Annotated in this window: 13 protein-coding genes; 9 read left to right on the top strand and 4 right to left on the bottom strand. The window is 64.0% G+C overall.

Annotated elements, in window-relative coordinates; translation table 11 throughout:
* Positions 1-36 precede the first annotated feature (36 nt).
* Positions 37-1,797: an ATP-dependent DNA helicase gene (locus tag E0H50_RS13710; protein WP_165547113.1), complete on the bottom strand. Its 1,761-nt coding sequence runs from the start codon at positions 1,795-1,797 to the stop codon at positions 37-39.
* Positions 1,798-2,251: 454 nt separating this feature from the next.
* Here E0H50_RS13710 and E0H50_RS13705 point away from each other — a divergent pair, with 454 nt between their 5' ends.
* The 3 genes from E0H50_RS13705 (at position 2,252) to E0H50_RS13695 (ending at position 4,805) form a co-directional block, all read left to right on the top strand.
* Positions 2,252-3,292, top strand: coding sequence for a hypothetical protein (locus tag E0H50_RS13705; RefSeq protein WP_165547112.1), 1,041 nt, complete (start codon positions 2,252-2,254; stop codon positions 3,290-3,292).
* The gene (locus E0H50_RS13700; protein WP_131287841.1) at positions 3,282-4,142 is read left to right on the top strand and encodes a nucleotidyltransferase domain-containing protein; all 861 of its coding nucleotides are present in this window, start codon (positions 3,282-3,284) and stop codon (positions 4,140-4,142) included. Before E0H50_RS13705 ends, E0H50_RS13700 begins: the two co-directional genes overlap by 11 nt.
* 96 nt (positions 4,143-4,238) lie before the next feature.
* The gene (locus E0H50_RS13695) at positions 4,239-4,805 is read left to right on the top strand and encodes a hypothetical protein (RefSeq protein ID WP_131287839.1); all 567 of its coding nucleotides are present in this window, start codon (positions 4,239-4,241) and stop codon (positions 4,803-4,805) included.
* A 163-nt stretch (positions 4,806-4,968) separates the two neighbouring features.
* On the opposite strand, the gene E0H50_RS13690 is transcribed toward E0H50_RS13695, so the two are convergent.
* Both E0H50_RS13690 and E0H50_RS13685 read right to left on the bottom strand, forming a co-directional pair.
* Positions 4,969-5,538: a helix-turn-helix domain-containing protein gene (locus E0H50_RS13690; protein ID WP_131287835.1), complete on the bottom strand. Its 570-nt coding sequence runs from the start codon at positions 5,536-5,538 to the stop codon at positions 4,969-4,971.
* Complete coding sequence (locus tag E0H50_RS13685) at positions 5,535-6,230, bottom strand: metal-dependent hydrolase (RefSeq protein ID WP_131287833.1); 696 nt, start codon at positions 6,228-6,230, stop codon at positions 5,535-5,537. Before E0H50_RS13685 ends, E0H50_RS13690 begins: the two co-directional genes overlap by 4 nt.
* Positions 6,231-6,633: 403 nt before the next feature.
* Between E0H50_RS13685 and E0H50_RS13680 the strand changes: the two genes are divergently transcribed.
* The 5 genes from E0H50_RS13680 (at position 6,634) to E0H50_RS13660 (ending at position 17,132) form a co-directional block, all read left to right on the top strand.
* Positions 6,634-7,422 carry a tetratricopeptide repeat protein gene (locus tag E0H50_RS13680; protein ID WP_131287830.1) on the top strand — a complete coding sequence of 263 codons (789 nt, stop codon included), beginning with the start codon at positions 6,634-6,636 and terminating at the stop codon, positions 7,420-7,422.
* A gap of 270 nt (positions 7,423-7,692) precedes the next feature.
* A complete protein-coding gene (locus tag E0H50_RS13675; RefSeq protein WP_131287827.1) occupies positions 7,693-8,475 on the top strand; it encodes a nucleoside/nucleotide kinase family protein in 783 nt (260 codons plus the stop codon).
* A gap of 196 nt (positions 8,476-8,671) precedes the next feature.
* Positions 8,672-15,376 carry an RHS repeat-associated core domain-containing protein gene (locus tag E0H50_RS13670; protein WP_131287824.1) on the top strand — a complete coding sequence of 2,235 codons (6,705 nt, stop codon included), beginning with the start codon at positions 8,672-8,674 and terminating at the stop codon, positions 15,374-15,376.
* A 20-nt stretch (positions 15,377-15,396) separates the two neighbouring features.
* On the top strand, positions 15,397-15,930 hold the full coding sequence (locus E0H50_RS13665; RefSeq protein ID WP_131287821.1) for a hypothetical protein: 534 nt from the start codon (positions 15,397-15,399) through the stop codon (positions 15,928-15,930).
* A gap of 350 nt (positions 15,931-16,280) precedes the next feature.
* On the top strand, positions 16,281-17,132 hold the full coding sequence (locus E0H50_RS13660; RefSeq protein WP_131287818.1) for an LLM class flavin-dependent oxidoreductase: 852 nt from the start codon (positions 16,281-16,283) through the stop codon (positions 17,130-17,132).
* A gap of 644 nt (positions 17,133-17,776) precedes the next feature.
* On the opposite strand, the gene E0H50_RS13655 is transcribed toward E0H50_RS13660, so the two are convergent.
* Positions 17,777-18,964, bottom strand: coding sequence for a glycosyltransferase (locus tag E0H50_RS13655; protein WP_131287815.1), 1,188 nt, complete (start codon positions 18,962-18,964; stop codon positions 17,777-17,779).
* 728 nt (positions 18,965-19,692) lie between these two features.
* Here E0H50_RS13655 and E0H50_RS13650 point away from each other — a divergent pair.
* Positions 19,693-20,835 carry a hypothetical protein gene (locus E0H50_RS13650; RefSeq protein ID WP_131287812.1) on the top strand — a complete coding sequence of 381 codons (1,143 nt, stop codon included), beginning with the start codon at positions 19,693-19,695 and terminating at the stop codon, positions 20,833-20,835.
* Positions 20,836-20,840 lie beyond the last annotated feature (5 nt).

Genomic DNA, 20,840 nt, shown 5'->3' with positions numbered 1-20,840 from the left:
AATCGTGGTGTCTGGCGCCAAGGTTCGCTCATGCTGTCACCGATCTGCATCGTGCGCGGCGGGCAAAGTGCGCTCAGGATGACGTTCGACGGCACCAGAATGTGCGGTGCGGAACATAGACAGCAAACGCTCGTATTGACGGCGTTGGAGGCGCTGATCGCTTGAAGGTGTCGTGCCGAGCGGCGAAGCGCTGTGCACGCCGTATCGCTCCCTGTAGGCGGCAATGTCGCGTACGAGTGCCTCGGTCGCGGTCAGCGATTCCTCCAGTTGCTGGTGCCAGATGGGTCTTTCGGACATTGCCTCTGACGCCAGCCAGTCGGCGCGCTGGGCGATCTGCGCCTCGAGTTCTCTGAGCGGACCTATCAGCGTGGGGTCGTTGACGTGAATCGCCGGTATGACGAGGCCGGCGATTTCTGGTGCGGCGCCCTGGCACCGATACCTTGCCATGAGCCGCCCGACTCTGGCGTGAAGGACTGCGGCGAGGTCATGGGCGTTGGCGGTTGTTGTTTGGTTGACGGCGCGACGCAGAAGCTCTGGGACGTCGATGCCTGCATTCTCCGCGCGGCGTAGCTGCGCGATGAAGGGGCCATAGGCCGGAGAGGCTTGGAGTGCGGCCCGGTCCATTGAGTCGAGGCCGGAGGAGGCGATTGCCGGCTGGTAGCGACTCTGGGCGTCGAGCTGGCAGAGGTGTTCGTGGATTGGAACAAGGCGATCGAGACAGCTGGCGTTGTCGAGTTCTCGGCGCATGACCTCGTGGGCGGATTGTTCAACGCCGGGGTCGCTGAGGACGGCGTCGAGTACGTCTTGCATGGTCTGTTCGGGGTGGGGTTCGTGAAGGTCTGACGTGGTTTGGTGGGTGGCTACGTAGGCGGCGTTGGTGTGGCGGCCGCGGGTCATGCCGACGTACATCAGGGCCCGGGTGAGCTGGTCTGTGACGACGAGGTGGGCTGCGTCGACGGTGGCGCCTTGGGCTCGATGGGCTGTGGTGGCGTAGGCGAGTTCGACGGATTCCTGGACGTAGCCGCTGGGCAGGGTGACAGTGTCTCCGCGATGGTTCTGGACGGAGAGCGAGCCGTCTGGCCACCGCTGGATCACCGTCCAGTGGTCGCCGTTCTTGACGAAGTTGGTCGTGCCGTATCGGAGCCGGCGGTTGTTGAGGCGGGTGACGACGTGGTCGCCGAGGCCGACGTGGTTGCCGTTGTGGAGCTCGATGCCGTCGGGTTCGACCTCGCCCGTGGTGATGCGGTCCAGGCGGGCGCGGTCGTTCAGGCGGGCGACGGTGGTGTTGTCGGCGGCGATTAGCAGGCTGGACCGGCCAGCTCTGGCGTCGGCGTGCCAGGCTTTGTACGCGGCGTCCTCCATCTCTTCTGATGATCCGGTGGTGAGCCGGTTGTGGCCGTCGTAGATGTCAATGGCGGTGATGTCACCTCGCCGGAGCGCGAGGCTTGCGTCGCGCTCCCAGGGGTTGGTGAAGCGCCAGACGTCGGTCAGTTCCGCGGCTTGAGTGTCTTTGGCGATGAGGCGGAAGGCGCCGCCGGTGTCGGCTGCCGAGAGCTGGGCGTCGTCGCCGACGAGGAGGAGTTTCGCGCCGGCGGTGTTGGCGGCGCGAGCGAGGGTGGCGAGTTCCATGGTGCTAGCCATGGAGGCCTCGTCGACGATGATGAGTTGGTTGGTGCGGAAGTTCCACTTGTCGTGTTCTGCGTGCAGCGCCGCTAGCTGAGCGGTGAGGCGCTGGTGGCGGCGTTTGCGACGGCCACTGTAGGCGAGGGTGGCGGCGTACTGGGTCTGCTGGATCATGTCGCGGCGTTGTTCGGCGCCGAGGCCGGCGGATTCGTAGAACGGCCGGCACTGTCGACCACCTGTGTGCGGGTGCTGGGGGAGAAGGTCAAAGCAGCTGTCCGCGACTACGACCGCTCGGAGTGCTGTCCTCCTCCGCGGAGGAAGGCACTCGCAAGCTGAAGGAAAGAGGCGCCCGATCGGCCGCGGCGCCGTACCCACAAGCTGCTCGTGTGCTTCGGCGGATCGTCGTACGACGGGCAAGGTCGAGGCGCAGGCGTAATGAGGGTGCGCAGCGGAGGGCAGCGCCTCAAGTGGCGAAGAGACCGACCAGCGGGCGACGTTGGATGAGCTGCTTGGCGTGGAAGCGCTCGCTGCCGGGCCGGGTCGTGCGTGCACAGGCCGGTCAGAGGGTTGGCCAAATTGGCGCGGCGTGTCATGTTTGGCACTGTGCCATTTGTGCCATACTCGAATCATGACTCCTCCGATTCCGCTGTCGCAGTGGGCAGAGCAGAACGGCGTGCCGCGTCGTACTGCGTACAACTGGGTGAAGAACGGCAAGCTCCCGGTGCCGTTCCACAGGACCATCACGGGCCGGGTGATGGTCCTGACCGATGACGAGCAGCAGGACAAGGGCGACCGGGTCCATCCGTTCAGCCAGGCGTACGCGGAGGCGCTGAATCTGCCGGCCGAGGTTTACAGCGGTGCGACTTACTACTCACCGCTGCTCGATGCGTGGGGCCGTGATCTGTATGACTCGGTCGACGTCGACCTGCGCCCGGCGGCGCTGCATCTCGCGATACCCGCGGCGTGCAACCGTCCGAAGCGGGATGTGTTCTTCCGCCTGGCTGACTGGCTCGGCCGGGTCGAGCCTGCGGCGTGGTACGTCGACACCGGCTTTCTTGAGGCCGCCAAGATGTTTCCCGGTCGCCCGGTCATCGTCGACGCGGACAGCTTTCTGCGGGGCTGGCCGACAGGCGCGCATTCCTTCGAGTGGCGTGACCGGCTCGACAAGGTCGTGGACGAGTACGCCGACCAGAGTGCTGCGCGGTACGACGATGCGGAGCCTGCGGTCGAGATGCTGGCAGAGTACGGCTTGGTCGCCCTCGACACTGCCGGCTTCGTGTGGCGTCGCGAATCGATGAGGAACGCCCTCGATCCGTTGTCGCGAGAACGTGACGGCGACCGGACTCTGCAGGTCCATGGTCCAGATCGGGGTGACTTGTGGGATCTGAAGGCTCTGCTCAACGAGCCGATGTATACCTCGGTGCGGCCGCTGGCGCGTGCGACTGCGCGGATGTTGTGTGCTCAGTCGGGGATCGCGCCGGATGACCCGGCGCCGGCTGACGGGCATCCGGTGTACGAGCTTGGCTATGGCGCTTGCAAGGCCGCGGTACGGGCTGCGATAGCTCCGTTGGTTCACGCCGCACATGTGCGCGAGATGGAGGCATTCCGGCTGGTCGCGTTGGGCAAGTCGTTCCCTGAGTTGGGGGAGGCGGTTGGGAATGGAGCGTGAGAAGGCCATCGCGTTGGTCGATGTGATGCTCGATCACCTCGACGCAGGGAAAACGGAGTGGCCACTCAGCCTGGTGCGCGAGGTCGCCGTGTTCGGGTCGTTCGCGCGCGGAGCGGTGCAACCCAAGGACGTCGACCTCCTGATTACGCGGGATACGGACGAACGTTGGGTCTCGCACTTTGTCACTTGTCTGTCCTACGGGCGAGATCCCTACAGCGTGTTCCGGCAAGAGCTGATCGGGCGACGCCGTGGTTGTCAGCTCGTCTTCGAATACGGTGATCCAGCTGAACTCAGCCCGATCGTCTTGTGGCGGGTCGGTGACTCGGTCGAGACCGCGCGGCAGCGGCTCCGAGCGATCCCGACCGATCCGACCGCCGGCAGGGCACCGCGTCACGCGATGCTGCCGGAGTTCGAAGGTCTGGAGGACTGGATTCCACGAGCCGACCGTGAGGTGTTGTGCAACGCGCTCGACAAGGGAGCGATCGGCCTCGAGCGACTTACGCTCGAAGAGGGTTCGGTCCGTAGCCGGTTCGCGATGGAGCACGCTGAGGATCGTTGGGCGCCATCCAGCCCGCTGTTCCGCGCAGGCATCGCAGTCCTCCGGTATTGGGAGAGCTGCGGCGTCAATCCAAGGCTCGGCCACTTGCACGGCGTGGATGTCGACAAGCCCGTTACGCCGTACTTCGCGGGCTTCAACCAGCGCTACTTGCGCTCCATCCCGCGCTGCCTGACGGAGTTCGGAGGCAAGGAATGGATCGAGGTCGTGCATCCCACCAAGACCAGACCGCTCGAGTGTCTTCGGATCACCCCACGTGACACAGACGTGCTCGCAAGCCTGGACTTCGGGTAGAGCGCCTGACAGCCAATCTCCGTTGTGGACGGACGTGTCACCAGCAGCGACAGGCGATCTTGTTCTCGAACCCGCTTGAGCTGCTAGGAGGAGAGCATGGAGAAGCCGCCCCAGAAGACCACTGCCCGGGAAGTTGTCGAAGCGACCGTCGAGGGCGCGGCAGGCATGATTCCGGTGGTCGGCAGCCCTCTGGCCGTCGCCTTCGCGGTCGCGATGGGATGGACCCACAACAAACGAATGACGCAATGGTTCGAAGATCTGGCCGATACCGTCACTGAGCTGCAGGAACAGGGCTCCGGCCTGACCTTCGATCAGCTGGCCGATGACCCGATCTTCACCGACGCGGTGATCAATGCAACCCGCGCCGCCCAGGCAACACACCAGCAAGAGAAACTTGACGCACTCCGCAACGGTGTACTGAATAGCCTCGGTCCTGGAGCGCCGTCGGTCGACGAACAGAGCAGATTCTTCCGTCTGGTCGACGAGTTCGGGGTCGCGCACCTAACGATGCTGACCTTCCCGCACAACCCCCGCGGCTGGTTCGACGACCGCGGGCTACAGCAGGAGACGTACATGATGGGCGGCCGAGGTCTCCGTACGCCGTCCGCGAAGAGCGCTACCAGAACGTGCACCCGATCCGATGGTCTGGGCGGGGCCAGATGACCCTGCTCGCGCTCAAGCGATATGCGAGGCCGTTAGTTGCTCGCCGGCGCGTGCTTCAAAGATCACCAGAACAGATCGTGAATGCGGCAAGACCTCGCGCATCCCGGCGACCGTGATGTTGTTGCTGGTGAAAGGACCGAAAGCGCAGTCATGGTGGGGGATTTCAGGTGACGATGGGCGAGGCGATGACGACGGTGACGTCGGCCGGCTCGGTGCCGGTGCGGTAGATATGAGGGGCGTCGCCGGCGAAGGCGAGCAGGTCGCCCGGTGCAAGCGGGTGAGGCCCCTCTGAAGGGCCAGCGGTCAGATGCCCCGTGGCAACGAGTAGGTGTTCCACGGTTCCGGTCGCGTGTGGAACTCCTGCCAACTCGGTGTCAGGCGGCATCCGCAGCCGCCAGATTTCGAGGCTGTGCCCGCTGCTGATCCGGCGCAGCAATTCGCGGCTGACCTCGTTCTGGGCGAGGTCGGTGCCAGGCACGAGGACCGGGCCGGGATCGGTATCGCGGGTGAGCAGATCGTTCAACGGGATCCGGAGAGCTATCGCGAGCGCGTCGAGTGTTTCGATTGTCGGGTTTCCCCTGCCGGCTTCCAGTTGCGACAGTGTCGCCTTGCTCAGGCCCGCCCGACGCGCGAGCTCGGAGCCGGTCATCCCACGCTGTTCCCGACGCTTGCGGATCTGCGCTCCGACCGCTTCGGCAGTGCTGCTGGTGGTGCGGCCTCGTGACGGAGTCATGAGCGTGACTCGTGGCTTGCCGAGTACGAGACGCGGATGCGGCCGCGTTTGACCTTCAGTGTCGACAGATCCACGTCACTCAGGTCACCGAGGCGGCGCACATGGGTGCCGCCGCATGGAGCGGAATGCAGCGAACCCAGAGAGACCGCACGCCGGCCCTGCTCGTCTACAGCCGCGGTCACGGGCAGGCTCTCCGCAATCGCAGCCGCGACAGTTTTCCGCAGCTCGGTCAGTATTTCCTGGCGGCCTTCGGGCTCGGTCAATCGTGGATCCACTTGCGGGGTGGTGAACTCTATGCGCGCCTGGCCGGGGAAGTGGTTGCTTCCAGCCGGCTCCCATCCCTGTGCACGGCCGGCAGCATCGATCAGATGTCCGGCGGTGTGCAGTGCCGCGTGCGCCATGCGCGCGTCCAGGTCGATTCGTGCTCGCACCGCCTGCCCCTTGGCGAACTCCGGCCAACCGGCGCTCGCGGACGCGGACATCACCGTAACCAGTCCCAACCGGTGGTCCCAAACGGGGACGACCTCGATGTCCTCCAGGGATCCCCGGTCCGCGGGCTGGCCGCCGCCCTGCGGATGGAACAGGCAGTGTTCCACGGCTACCCACGGGCGCCCTTCATGATGTCCCGTGGCGATCACCCTTGTATCGACCTGCTCCGCATAGGTGTCGTCGAGATACGTCCGGATCTGCATCGCGTCCCTCCGGAATACTGAACGTTATGTCGATTATATCGAACATCCGGACGGTATCCGCGTGCGCTGCCTCGCGACAACAGGTTTCTCGGACAGCAGTGCGGGCTGGAGCGCACGGCGCGGCAGCTGCTCGTCGGCAACCCGCGGCGCCACGAGTGATCCATGCGTCGGCGTACGGCGTACGGCGTACTGCTTGTCGTGGAGTCGGAATGACGAAAGGAATGGCGATGACTCACAAGGTAGCTTGGCGGACGATCTGTGCCAGCCTGTTGGCGGTTCTCGGGTTGGCTGGCGGCGCGTCTGCAGCGGTCCTGCTGCCGGATGCCGCGCATGTCGACCTGACACAGGCAGCGGACCCGGTCGGTAGTTCTTCGACGAACCACAATGAGGTGTTGCTCCAGCTGTGAGTCGCTTGATCGAGGGGAGGGATCTGCGACGAGCCGGCCGGTACCGTGAGGCTATCGCCGTACTGCGCGAGGTGCTGGAGCGGGCAGGGGCCGAGATCGAGCTGGTGGCACCACTGAACGAGCTGGGAATCGCCATGAAGTACACGGGAGATCTGGACGAGGCCCGGCGGCTGTATGGACAGGCTCTGCGAATCCTCGACACACACCGCCTTCGAGAGAGCGTCCAGGCAGCTGATCTCCTGCACAACCTCGCCGGCTTGGCGCACTCGCGACGTGAACTCGAAGCGGCCGAGAAGCTCGCCCGCGAAGGGATCCGCGTCCGTTTGCGCCTGCAGCCGGTGGACTCGCTGGCCCTCTCGCGGGATCAAGCGGCGTTTGCCGCGATCCTTGTCGATGTTGGTCGACCCAGGGAGGCTCTCGAGTTATTGAACGAGGTACGAGCTGTATATGCGTCCACGTACGGTCCGGCGCACCATGAGATCGCGGTGGTGCTCCACAATCTGGGGAGCGCTCATGCTGTGCTCGGTGACACCGACGCAGCGTCGGACCGCCTTCAGGAGGCCGTGGTCATGAAGGAGCGCGTGCTCGGTGGAACGCATCCTGAGCTTGCCACAACATTGCACAACCTCGCGTGCGTCCAGCTGGCGCAAGCTCGGATGCAGTCCGCCGAGGCCAATCTCGAGCGCTGCGTCGCGATCCTGGTCTCGACGGTGAACCGGGGTCACCCGACGCTCGAGTCCGCGCGGTGCAAACTAGATGCGATCAGGCTCCGGGTGCCGAGCTGAACGCAATCCGCACGATCGGCCCTGGTTGCCCCGTGAACTGCGCCGGGGGTCAAGCGGCACCGTCGAAACGCGCTTTGTGGGAGGCGGCGGTGACCGAGGTGCTGGCCGGGTACATCCAAGGGCTGCAGGCACCAGAGAAGAGTCCACTGGTGTGCGCCGCCGCCCACCCCTAGTTCATCGCGGCAACGAACCAATGCTGAGCGGAGCTTCGTACTCGTAGGGAGACGAACAGGCCGGCCGCAGATTCCGCCGGTCGCGATGGAGGTGTCGATGAAACCCTTTCGAGTGGCGTTGGTGGGAACCAGTGGTGCCGGGAAGTCGACTACCGCCAAGCTTCTCCGTGATTGGACAGGCTGGATGGTGCTGTCCGGTGTGCGGAGCCACGAATCGGTCACAGGTCCGTTGTGGGATCTTTCGCTGAGCCTGGAGGCAGCTTCGGCGCTCGCCGACAGGTGCGACAGCGCCGACTTGAAGCTCCTGACCTCCTATCTGAAGCTATGTATGTTCGGCCCTATGGAGAGGTTCTGCGCAGACGCGTACGCACCCGACGTCGTCATAGCCGACCAGCATCCGCTGGTCGACGCGGCAGTTGAGCTACCTGTGTCGGGCCACCGGTTGACCTTCGGCGACATGCGGCCGTTCCTGAGAATGATCGATGCGGTCGGGCGACCGCAGATCGTTGCGTGGGCAGATGCTCAGGCTCGAAGGCTCGGACGTGCGTTGGAACCTCGGGACTTCGTCATCGAACTCGCGCGGCTGAGTTCACTCCGGCTCGCCGATCGGCTGCAGGCTCTCCAGAATCTGCTGAACTGCGAGCTGCCGGATCTCATCGTCCACCTGGACGTTGCAACTGAGACAGCCAGGCGCCGGGCCGAAAAGCGCGACGGTGCAGGAGACCGTGACCTGATGGCTGATCCTGAGGAGCGCGCACGGTATTCGGATCTGCTGGCCCATCTTGACCCGACGCCGGTCGTTCGAATCGATGTGGGCACCAGATCTCCTGACGCGATTGCTTCACTCACCCTGCAGGCGATCCGGGCAGCCAAGGGCTAGGCGGCCGGCGCGATCCGAGCACTGCACGCGGCGGCCGTTGCCCCACGAGAGTTGCTCGTCCGGCGGCGGGCAACGGCCGCTGGCCCAATGACAAGAGAGACGCTTCGAGGAACTGGAGATCCGAGACCGCCGGAATCTTCGTACTCCTGTGTTGGCGTGCGCGACGCACGCAATCAGACATCGGAAAGGACGTTCGATGCTCGTTCCGGCTCAGCCCCTGTGGGAGCGTCTCCAACGCAAGCGTTCAATCACCAGCCTTGCATGTGCCCTTGTCATCGCCGTGATGGCCACACTGCAGACGGTGGGCACTGTCGCGGGCTCCGCCCACGCGGATGCGATCGTCACGACCGGGCCGCTACCGCAGCCGAACTACGATCCCATCGCGGTCGGCAGCCAGACGGCCACAGTGTCGGCGACCTCGACACCGATGGGAGGCACTTCAGGATCGTTCACGGTCGGTGAGAACGGCGAGGCCCAGTACGAGGTCCCGCTGCAGGTAGTGCCGGGACGAGGTGGATTCCAGCCACGATTGTCGTTGAGCTATCGCAGTGGTGGAGGAAACTCTCAGCTCGGCAAGGGCTTCACCTTGTCCGGCCTGGCGCTGATCAGCCGTTGTGCGAAGACCGTCGTGGACGATGGCATCGCGATGGGGGTGCGACTCGACAGCACAGACAGGTTCTGTCTGGGTGGGAAGCGGCTGGTTCCGGTCAGCGGCACGTACGGCGCGGACGGTGCCGAGTATCGGACCAAGCCGGACTCTCATGTGCGCATCCGCTCCTACAAGAGCAGCGCCGACGCCGAGGGGCCGACCCACTTCAAGGTATGGCTCCCGGACGGGACGGTCCAGGAGTACGGCCTGACCGGCGAGTCGACAGCGAAGGTCTATGTGGACGGGCCGGCCGGCTATTACGCGAACATCGCCTGGAATTTGTCGAAGGCGACGGACCGGTCTGGCAACACGATCACGTACAGCTATGGGGTGCGGTACCGGTCCGCGTCGGTGCTGAGCGAAGTCGAGCGCTGGATCAGCCGTATCGCCTACGGCCACGGCTCAACATTGGACCGCGAGGTGACGTTCGGATACGAAACTCGCCCCGATCGGCTGCTTGGCTTCGCTCTCGGTGAGCGTCGGGAGAGCACGAAGCGACTCACATCGATCACGATGAGCAGCTACAAGGGGGCGATCGCGGGGTGGGCGCAGGCGCGCTCATACTCGCTCGAGTACCTGAACCTCGGCGTCGGCAAGGCGAGCAAGTTGTGGCGGTTGAAGGAATGCGGAACTGTCCAGACCGAGTGCAAGCTGCCGACAGTCTTCTCCTGGTCGCCTGGTTACGAGGGCCTCGAGGCGCCGGTGAACCAGACGTCGACGACGGGCGCCTCGCTGGTGCCTTCGTCCGATGAGAGCCAGCTCATCACTGCCGATTTCACCGGCGACGGCCGAACCGACCTGGCCTGGCCGGAAGGCAACGAGTTGGGCGAGAAGAAGGTATGGAAGCACGTGGATGCGAGCGCGCTCGGTGGTTACAGCGTGGTGCACGAGGGTGTCGCCAACCCGTTCAAGAGGGCCGCGACAGCGTATGCGGTGGACTACGACATCGACGGTATGGTCGATCTGATGCCGCGCAGCGCTGCGATCACGTCGTACCGGCCGATCCTGTCGCGTCCGGGTGATGTGCATCGCATGGCCGAGACGACGTTCTACGGGGGCTTCAATCTACTGAACAACTCCGCGAGCAACTCCGGTGCGCTGCTGGGGGACTTCGACGGCGACGGCTATCAGGACGTGCTCGAGTACCGCGACCCGAAGAGCACATCACTTCCGGACTACCAGTGGCAGTTCCGTCGCCGCACCGGAGAGGTGAACCCCAAGATCGACAACACCGGTCCGTTCAGCGATCCGGCGACGCGGCCCTTCGACGACAAGGCATTCAGCGCGCCGACGGTCGTGCCGTGGCTGGACAATGTCGCGCCGGACAAGGCGGTGGTGCTCGACCTCGAAGGTGATGGCCGCGATGAGTTGTTGTGGGAGAAGAACCCGAGCGGGGACCTGAGTCTCTCCGATCCCGCCGCACCTACGCCCGGCGTCAAGTACACCAGGAACCTCAATGCGTCGCTGCTCAAGACCGACTCCTTGTTCCTCGATCTCAACGGAGACGGCCTCCTCGACGTGGTCAACGACGGAGTCGCTCCGAATGACAAAGGCCGCCTGTTCTACCAGCTGAACACCGGTCTTGGCTTCTCCGTCAGTGAGGCAACGAGCATCGTCTTCAAACCGGGGTCCCTGAAGGCGGCAAAGGTCTTCGATTACGACAGCGATGGACGACAGGATTTGCTGCTGCCGCACTGGGGCGGGACTGCTTTCACTGGCATGGATGTGGTGCGGGCAGCCACCTCCACCAGTGGCAGTGTCACACTGTCGGTCACCCCGCAGGTCGTCTCGTTCGCTCCGAAGGCACTTGACACGCTGGTCAAGCAGGAGCGTGTGGTTGATGCCAACGGCGATGGTCACGACGACCTGTTGCTCGTGGACCGGCCGGCCACAGGTCCGGCCGCGCTGAAGCTGTGGCTGCACAATGGCAGCCGTACCGTCACCGACAGCGGGCCGGCGCTTGTCAAACAGGACTTGCTGACGAAGGTGACCGAGGGCAGCCTGACGACGACGACGCCGGCGAGTGTCAGCATCACCTACTCCACGCTGTCCGACACCGAGGTCTACAACCGAGGTCCGTGCCCGCGCACTCCGTACCAGATGTGCATGGTTGGCGGCACTTACGTGGTGAAGCAGCTACTCACCGACGCCGGACTCCATGACAACCCTTCAGTGAAGAACACTGCGAGGTATGAGTATCGCGCCGGTCGACTGGACAAGAAGGCACGTGCGTTCCTGGGATTCGCGGAGATCCGAGTACACGACAAGAGCGGCTTCGGCGGCTACGACCCGGGCCTGCGGCGGACCTTCTACTCCAACACTGTGCCGCAGAAGGACCCGCGGCCGGTCGAGACCTGGACCGTTAACGCGCTGCCTGGAGGCAAGTACGCCATGCAGCGAACCAATCTTGAGTGGCAGGATCGGTCCACGGTGGCAGGCAGCTACTTCCCGTACGTCACGCTGACCAAGGAACGCACCTACGAGTACGCGATCGCGTCGTGTGTCCCTTGCCACGCTGACTGGACGCCGGCGCACTTCGACAGTCTCGGCAAGGCTCCGTACGTCACTGTCACCGAAACCGTCAGCGGAATGGACGAGTACGGCAACGCCAGGTTCCTCGTCTCGGACACGAGCGACACCGGCGGATCTGCCAGCACTACCACTACGGAGGTGATACCTGACGTCGACACCGCCGAATGGCTGGTTTCCAGGGCGGACAAGGTGATCACGACCGACACGCGGCACGAAGGAGTGGACTCAGCGCAGACCCGGATCACTGAGTACGAATACAAGCCGCTGACATCGCTCGTCGTGCAACGGCGGGTCTCCGGAGGGTCGCTGCCTGGCGGGAACGTCCTGGTCGAGACGTTCGGTCATGATGCCGAGGGCAACGTTATACGGATCGAGTCCCTCGACGAGAAGACCGGTGAGTCCGTGGAAGCGACAGCGGTGTACGACCCGTACGGTTATCCGCACGCCATGATGAATGCGCTCGGTCACATCGTGCGCACTGGACACGATCAGGTGACGGGGTTGCGCAAGGTGCTGGTCGACGCAAACGGGCTGCGCAGCGACTTCACCTACGACACACTCGGCAGGACTGTAAAGGCCCGGACACCGGCGGGTGCGCAGACGAACGTCGTGTACTCCTCTGAGCCTTCTGGCCAGGAGGTCCTGAGCAAGGCACGAATCACCCTCGGCACGGGTGCGGTTTCCGAGGTGCTGACCGACAGGCTGGGCCGTGCCGTGGTCGAGCGGTTCAAGGGCTTCGACGGAACAATGCGCATTCGCGAGGCCGGCTACGACAGTCGTGGACGCCTGATCTCGACCACGCTGCCTAGACCTCTGGGTGCCACGACGTCACCGGAGAAGGTCACGTACACCTACGACGACTTGGGCCGGCCGGTCTCGCAGAAGGATCCGGCAGGCGGGCTGCAGACCTGGTCCTACGAGAATCTGAACGTCTCCTACACAGATGCCGACGGGCGCAAGAAGCAGACGTTCGGCAATGCCCGCGGTGAGACGACGCGCACCGTCGATGGCGGCGGCAGCAGTGCGGAGACCGCACGCAAGTACGAGTACGGGCCGTTCGGAAATCTCACCAAGACCTTTGTAGAAGGTGTCAGCGGCTCAACCTCGACGTTCACCTATGACGCTCAGGGCCACCAGTTGACGAGCAAGGACTCCGAGCGTGGAACGACAGTCAACACGTTCAACGCGTTCGGCGAAGTGGTGACCAGTACCGATGCTCTCGGCCGCCTGACGACAACGAAGCGTGACGCGGTCGGACGTGTCGTAGAACGGTCGGTGACCCAGAACGGCATCGGCAGAAGTCACTCCAACTTCTTCTACGACAGCATCGGCGGTGCTGCCGTACACAACGGCAAACTGATGCGGGCAGTTCTTCTTGACGGAGGTGAGTCCACCTCGATCACCAACACCTACGACAGCATGAGCCGTCTCTCGTCGGCGGAGTACACGCTGCCGGTGCAGAACGATCCGCAAGACCAGGACTTGGAGGAGACCTTCCGAATCGGCTACGACTACGACGCGCAGAACCGGGTCACCGGCGTTCGATACCCGGCCCTGCCAGGACAAGTTGCTGGTGCTCTGGTGGCTTATGAGTACGGCGGCAATGGTCGTCTTGGCGCCGTCAAGGTGACCGAACCCGCCGCCGAGGCCGCGACGATCTGGACGGCGAAGGGCACTGACGCCCAGGACCGACTCGTGACCCATGAGTCCGGCGACGGGACGAAGACCAGTCGCACGTTGGACTGGCGAGGCTCTGTCCGCGATCTGCTGGTAACGACGTCCGAGGCGGACGCCGATCCGTCCCGTGAGCTGTTCAACGAGGAGTATTCCTACAGCCTGGCCGGTAACCTGACCGCGCGGAGTCGCCGCGACCCGAACAACGGCCTGCAGCGTGAGCTCTTCGGCTATGACGCACTGAACCGGGTGTCCTCCCAGGTCCTGAGTTACACGTTGTCGAGCGGGCAGCCGGTGACTCAGCAGACAGACGACTGGGCCTACGACAAGCTTGGCAACCTCACCAAGAGCAAGCGCCGCGGCTCCTACGGCTACGATCCGGCGCGTCCCACGCTGGCGACGTCTGTAACAGGCGGAATCTTCGGTAACCGAGCGTTCAGCTACGACGCGGTCGGCAACCAGATCGCACGCCCGGGCGAGCAGGTCACCTACAACGACTTCAACCTTCCGTCGAAGTCCCTCTCCGCCAAGAACGGTGACTCCACGTTCCTCTACTACCCCGACGGCGAGCGTGCGCGGAAACAGACCACGAAGGAAATCGTGACCACCGTGCCGGGTCTGTACGAGCGGCACACGACGGCGGCCAAGACACAGCATCGGCTACTTGTGCAGGCTGACGGTGCGACCGTCGCGGCCTTGGAGTACGACCAGGTCACCGGGCAGGCCGATGTCGCGAAACAGCCGACGTTGCACCTGCATGCTGATCGACAGGGCACGACGAGCCTTGTGACGGCTGATGACCTGGCGGGCGGTCTCAAGGCCGCCGTCAGGGAAGCGCGCAGCTACGACACGTTCGGCAAGCTGCGCAATCCCGACTGGCGGCTGGGCGACGCCGGATACACGCAAGGGATCCAGCCGGCGACCGTCGATCAGGGGTACACCGGGCACGAGGACGACCGCGACACCGGCCTGATCAACATGGGCGGGCGAATGTACGACCCGGCGCTCGGGAAGTTCCTCACCCCCGACCCCAACGTCGACGGAGCAAATGCCACCCAGGCTTGGAACGGTTACACCTATGTCTCGAACAATCCACACCGCTATACCGACCCCAGCGGATTCAAATCGTGTATGAGCCACTGCTCCCTTCCCGATCACGTCTGGGGGTTCGTGAACGCATCGCAGATGTTCTGGAATTCAGGCGCCTGGGGCATCTCGCCAATGAACCCGGACTCGCCAGAAGGTGGCAAGCGGTTCGAGAGCGAGATGGAGCGGTACTACGAGCGTCAGTATGAGCGTGACTTCGGATCCGGAGGCACCGAGGAGGCGACGCCGTCCATCGACGGCACCGCGACGCCGGAGGACACCCTGGTCTGCGCCGATGGACCATCGGGACCGAGCTGTAGCGGTGTCGGGGTCGCGCCGGAGGTCACAGTCCAAGCGACGAATCCAGTGAACGACTGGGGGCACACTTGGTGCGGTCCGGGAATTCCCTGTGGCCTTGAAAGTCAGATGCGCGCTGAGGCCTGGGCCACCGAGCTCGAGCGCACCATGAACGCCTTGGTCGTGGAACAGGTGATCAACTGGCTTTCAGTGTTCGGCGTGGCGAGGGGCGTTGGCGGGCCAGAAGGTGAGCCGGGAGTGCTCGACGTTCACGGCGGCAACAAAAAGATCCCGCCGGTTCCAGTTCCAAGCGCGGTCCCGGCATCGCCGGCGCCTGCCCAAGTGGCGCCGTCGAAGGTCGACTCCATGTCGGCCACCGGGCAACGACCGGACCAGGGAAACCTGACGCAGGCAGGTCGCTCCTATCAGAAGCACATGGCGAGAGGAGAGCTGCCCCAGGTCCCTGGCAAGGAGCTCAACCGTGCCGGTCAGGACCTTCTCGACGGCATCTTGACGGATCCGCACGCGGATGTTCAGCCCATTAACAAAGGTGTCTTCAATGGTGGTACCAGAGTAATTAGCAATACGACGTACAATGACAGATTCCTGGGGGCGGCATTCAATGCCTCTGGTGAATTCCAGTACTTTGGAACTTACCAATGAGTGAACGGAGGGACGAGCGGATGTCCTGGGAAGCTCTGCGCCACTTCGTGGGCAGGACGGTTGACCGGATCGACTATCTGGTGTCGGCGGGAGACGGGTCGACGGGGATCTGGGACAGGCAGCTGTGTCACGAGGTTGACCATGGAGTGCAGTTGTCGATGAACGACGGCGCCGTCCTGAGGCTGAGTTGGGAGATGTCGGGACTTGACGAGTTCTTGACGACAGACTCAGCAGCTTTGAATGAGTCGATCGCGCATGGCCGTATCAGGGCGGTCGATGTGTCTTCGGTTCAGCCTTGGCCATCGGCAGTCGGCGCGAGCATTGTGCGCGCTGGTGTGGCACTGCACGCTCCGGGCGAGGGCGACACGCAGATGCCCTGGGCTGCCCGGCTTGAGCTGTCCACAGGTTTCGTCGTGGCGGTTGCTCTCGGAGAGGTGCATCAGGATGCACCGCGGTATCTTCCGGAGTCGGTCGTGGTTCTGTTCCGTCGGGCGGCCGCGGAGGCCTATCAACCGGAAGCAGGCGGGAGCACCGCCTGGGGTGTCGATGTCTGACACAGTGTTGGACGGCACCGATCTCAGTGGCCAGTGAATCAACACGATTTCTGTTGCGTACTGGTAGGTGAACGGGCTGCTGCAGAGAAAGCACCTGTGCTCGTTGCGTACTGACTCCTCGGGACGCACAGACGGCGATCGCCCTTGGCGCCACCTCGGGCGATCGCCGCGGTCCGTTGTGTCGACGAAAGGTGCGGCACTGGCTCCGCGGCTCTTGGGCCACTGGCGTCAGGGCATTCCCAATCAACTCTGACGCATAGCCGGCGTGATCCAGCGGGGTCCTGAAGTGCGTACTGCTCCGTAGGGCCGCTGACGTGTGGCCAACGGACCGCACAGAACACGGAGTAATCGTGAAGATCGGCATCGGGATGCCCAATCAGGTCAGGAACGTTCAGGCGCGGGGTATTCCAGCCTGGGCTGCAGCCGCGGAAAGCGCTGGGTTCAGCAGTCTGTCGTCGTTCGGGCGTCTTGCTTACCCGGGCGTCGCCGACACTGTCGCACTGGCCACCGCGGCAGGCGTGACGACGACGATCGCCCTGACTTCAAGCGTTCTGATCGCTCCAGTGTGGCCGGCGGCGCTTCTCGCGAAGGAGCTTGCTGGCATCGATGCCGTCTCCGGTGGCCGGCTCACGGTCGGCATTGGGGTGGGACCGCGTCCGGACGACTTCACGTCCGAGGAACTGGCGTTTGCCGACCGAGGGCGCCGTCTGGATCGTGACCTTGCGATCTACCGTGACGTGTGGGACGGGAAGCCGTTCGGGAACGGCGACAACCCCGCGGTGTCGTCCGATGCCCGGAGGATTCCGATGCTGTTCGGCGGGTTCGCTCCGGCCGCCCTGCAGCGGATGGCGAGGTGGGGAGAGGGCTACATCACCGGCGCCCTTGCCCCAGAACTGGTGGTCCAAAGTCTTGACGCCGCGCGATCCGCGTGGAGGAGCGCCGGCCGCACAGAGCGGTTGCGCCTGGTCGCGATGTCGTACTTCTGCCTCGGAGACGAGGATCTCGCTCACAGAAACGTGCACGACTACTACAGTTCGGTTCCAGATTTCGCGGGCCTGGTGTCGCAGGGGGTTGCCGTCGGGCCGGCTGCAGTCAAGGAGAGAGTCGCCGCGTTCAAGAATATGGGCGTAGATGAACTCATCTTCGCTCCGACCGTCGACGATGGCGACGACTTGCGCCGCCTGGCAGACGCAGTGCTGTGACGCTCTGGCTTGTCTGACCGCGAAGGCGTACGCGAACGGGATGCTGCGAGATGGCCTGAAGATCGATCATGACGTCGTACGGCGGGCTTCAACCAACTCTTCCTGCAGGTTGAGCAGGAACTGACATTGACGACCGCCGAGCTGATCAGGGCTCAACTCGTGTGCCGCCTTGCATTCGCGCAAGCCGGCCCGCAGCAGTTCACTCGTTCGTTCCTAGGGAAGATGCGGCAATTCGCCAAGTACGCCGGACGCGGCCGGAGGGACGTGTCCTGCCCGCGCACCAGATGGCCAGCGCCGCCGGAACGATCGGCCAAAACCCATCGGTCCGCCTGGTCGAGCCACTAGGTGGCCGAGTTGTCGCCGCTGCGGGACGCCTGTCCGTGGCCACAGAGAGGCACTTGCCACCGCCGCAGCTGCTACCTGGCAACGTGAGAACCGAACCGATGTCTCTCGACACGGGGACCGAGAACTCGATCGCGGTTTGTGAGTAGGATCCCCAGGCTGGGTTCCGCGCCAGCGACGCCAACGCGAAGGCCGAGGTCATGAAACGGTCCGCGGGAAGAAGTCCGGCCGGATCTGAGCCCGACTCTCGATTCCGCGGGGCCGCTCGCTTTCAACCAACGTCAGCTTCGCCAACAGGGACGTCAGACTTCTCGGTCAAGCCCACTTTGTGGATCGAAGGCGATCGGACTCATTGAACCGCCTGCTGAGGCCGATTGATGAGCAGACGTGGCAGGGCTGCGGAAGGATCCGGTCAGCGATCGGATGACGTCGTTCGGAGTCGGCATCGCATGGATCTCATCGCCCACGACACGAGCTGCGTCCGCGTACCGAGGTTCATGGAGGAGCCTCTCTGCCGCTTCGGTGATGGCGATTGAGATTTTCCCGGTGCTGTTGATTGCCAACCCAACGCCCGCCCGCTGGACGGCCGCGCCGTTGTCGAACTGGTCGGCGCCCTGTGGCATCACCAGTTGTGGCAGTCCATGCGCTAGTGCGCCCAGGACGATTCCGGCTCCTCCCTGGGAGACAACCAACCGGCAGCGGGGCAACAACAGTGCGTGGGGGAGATACCGCTCGACCACAACATTCGGCGGTTGCGGGCCGAGGCTTGCGGGGTCAACTCCCGGTCCGACTGTAGCGATGACGTTGGCGTCCAGGTCCCGGAGGGCCGCGATTGCTGCCGCGAGCAGGCCTGGCCTGCGTTGGTGAAACACGGTTCCGAGGGTGAGATGGACGTTCTCTTCGTACGGCAGGTCCGCCAGCACCGCAGGAAGCCGTTCACCCGGCGCCGGCTCACCCAACGCGGGACGCACGGACAAGAGCTTCCGATCGCGTAGCTCCGCCGGACGCAGGGATGGTGGAGCTACGGAGAGGTGCGTTGCGCTTCGATATAGGTCGAGAAGGTGGGGGAGGCTCAAGGTCGTCCCGAGCCGGTCCACTTCCGACGCGAGCACCTTCCCATCACCAGCTGCAGTGATGCCGAGACCATGGACAAGTAGAGGCGTCTTGTCTCGGGCCGCAGCGACGACACCGCCGAACTCCAACTCCTCCGAGATCACGAGATCGGGACGCCAACGAGCCGTGAGTGAGGTCAGATTGTCTGCACGCTGCTGACCCGTGTGCCGGAAGAACGCCGGCGAACTGGGCGTTCCCGCTTCGTCCGCCGTAGGGCCGACCTTCCAGAATGTGAGACCGCGATTGGAGACGTGGGCTGCGAAGTCGGCACCGCTGGCGAAGCGAACCTCGTGACTGGCGCGCTTGGCGGCCAGCGCGAGCGGAAGGATGGTATTTACGTGACCGTAGAACGGGCTGGCGGTGAAGAGAATACGCATCGGTGTTTCCTTTAAGGTTGCGGCGCGGGGACGGTCAGCGATCCCCGGCACCCGGCGAGTCCGCAGGTCAGAGCCATGCTTCTAGATCGCGTCACCTGAGCAATACGCCGAAGAGCGCCGCTGCGGTTTGCGCTGCGCGGTCTGACCTGCTGATCCCGTAGGTGACCGCCTCGTCGACTGTGACCTTCACACGGGCAGTCTCGATCAGGCTGATCCGGGTCTTGCGCCAGCCGAGCCTGGCGACGGGCAGACCAGCTTGGTCGCTCCACAAAGCAGCCCGTCCAGGGCGGTCTGTTGCCTGTGGCTAGTCGCATGCGCTGGGCTGCGGCCATTGTCCCGTGACTCCTCAACCTGCCTCTCATTGCGTGTCCGCCCCCGAGGAGGCGAGTTGCGACTGATTGGAGGTGCGCGGGTTCGGGTTGTGGAGAACCGATCGCAGTGTCGATCTCGTATGTACGAGTTGGGCGCGCATGCGTGGGTTTGTGATGTGGGTGGTGGGTGCTTCGCCGAGCAGCGTTCGAGACGGTCCGCGGTTAGGCAGCCACCCATCGCGCGCGCAGTAGCTGCTGCCCTGAGCAACCACTGCGCCCAGGCCGCTGCGCAGCTCTGATTGAGAAGTGAGGGATTGCCCGCATATAGGGCGCGACAAGATTCCTACAAGCTGATCTCCACGTGGCTCGATTCGCAGCCAGGTTTCCAGCTCCGTGGGGAATGCGAGGGATGGCAGCGTGAGCAGGCACAGTAGACGAACTCCTGATACCGACCTGGTGGGCGGGTCGGGACGTCTGCTGATCGCGCCAATCACTATCACTGCGACGAAGCCGTTGTTGCCAAGTCACGCGAAGGGTCTCTTCTGGGTAGATGTCGCGTACCGTGCTACTCGACGAGTTGCGGACGTGGATTATCACTGGAGTTCGAGGCTGCCGCATCTGGCTGGCCAGACTGTTCGATTCTGGGAGTATCTGGACCGAACATCAGGGGCCGTCGACTACGCACGCTGGTCCGAAGACGAGCTCGGGCAGGCTTATGTACGCTTTCACACCGAACCTGAGCCGCGAACCTATGAAGAGATCCGCCCGTACGTCGAAAGGGCTGAGACCGACGGATGGGTTCACCCGGCCAGTCGCCGACTGCTGCAGTGCTGGAAAGAGCAGTTGGAGCTGCTCGGGGTTGTGGACCCTGGACTGGAGCGCAACCAGCCGTTGGCTCTGTCGATCGACGGGTTGATCGAACAGCTCGGCCAGGCAGGGCTCGTGCTGGATCATCGACGATTCGGCGGGCCGGCGTACCTAGACGGCACGAGGTGGGGTCTACCGCTGCGGCCGGGAATCAGCGCCGATGGTCATGCGAACTATGTCGTCATGTTGTTGCGTGACCTGTTGCCGATCGTCGGCGACTATTCGGCGGTCCTGATGATCCATGATCAGGAGGTCACGGCGGACTATGTGCTGCTCGCTCGGATCCTCGAGGCTTTCGGCGGAACGATTGTCCGGATGCCGCTGGCACGTGTGCCGATCGAAGGCACAGTGCAGTCGAGCAGATATGGCGGTTGGGCCGGCGTCACGCTGCGCGAGCTCATCGCAGCATGTCGGCAGGACTTCTCGGATGACGCCTGCCGGCTCGGGATGCGGATGTACTTCATCGCGATGCTGCAGCGTGCCGCGAGTGACTCGTTTCGTTTGGACCTGTTGCGCCGTGCGGTGGCGCGAGCTGAGCGCATTCTCGAATCAGCTGACGACCGTGCCGATGCCAAGGATTTGGTGAGGCATCAAACGGAATATGGATGGGTCGATCCGTACCAACTGACGGCAGATCTGTTGAGCCGCCGGAGACCACCAGGACAGGCGCTGCTGCGCGCTGTCTACTTGTGAGGCAA

The sequence above is a fragment of the Kribbella sindirgiensis genome, from assembly GCF_004331435.1.
In the GTDB taxonomy this organism is placed as follows: domain Bacteria; phylum Actinomycetota; class Actinomycetes; order Propionibacteriales; family Kribbellaceae; genus Kribbella; species Kribbella sindirgiensis.
This window is presented reverse-complemented; position numbering and strand designations above follow the sequence as displayed.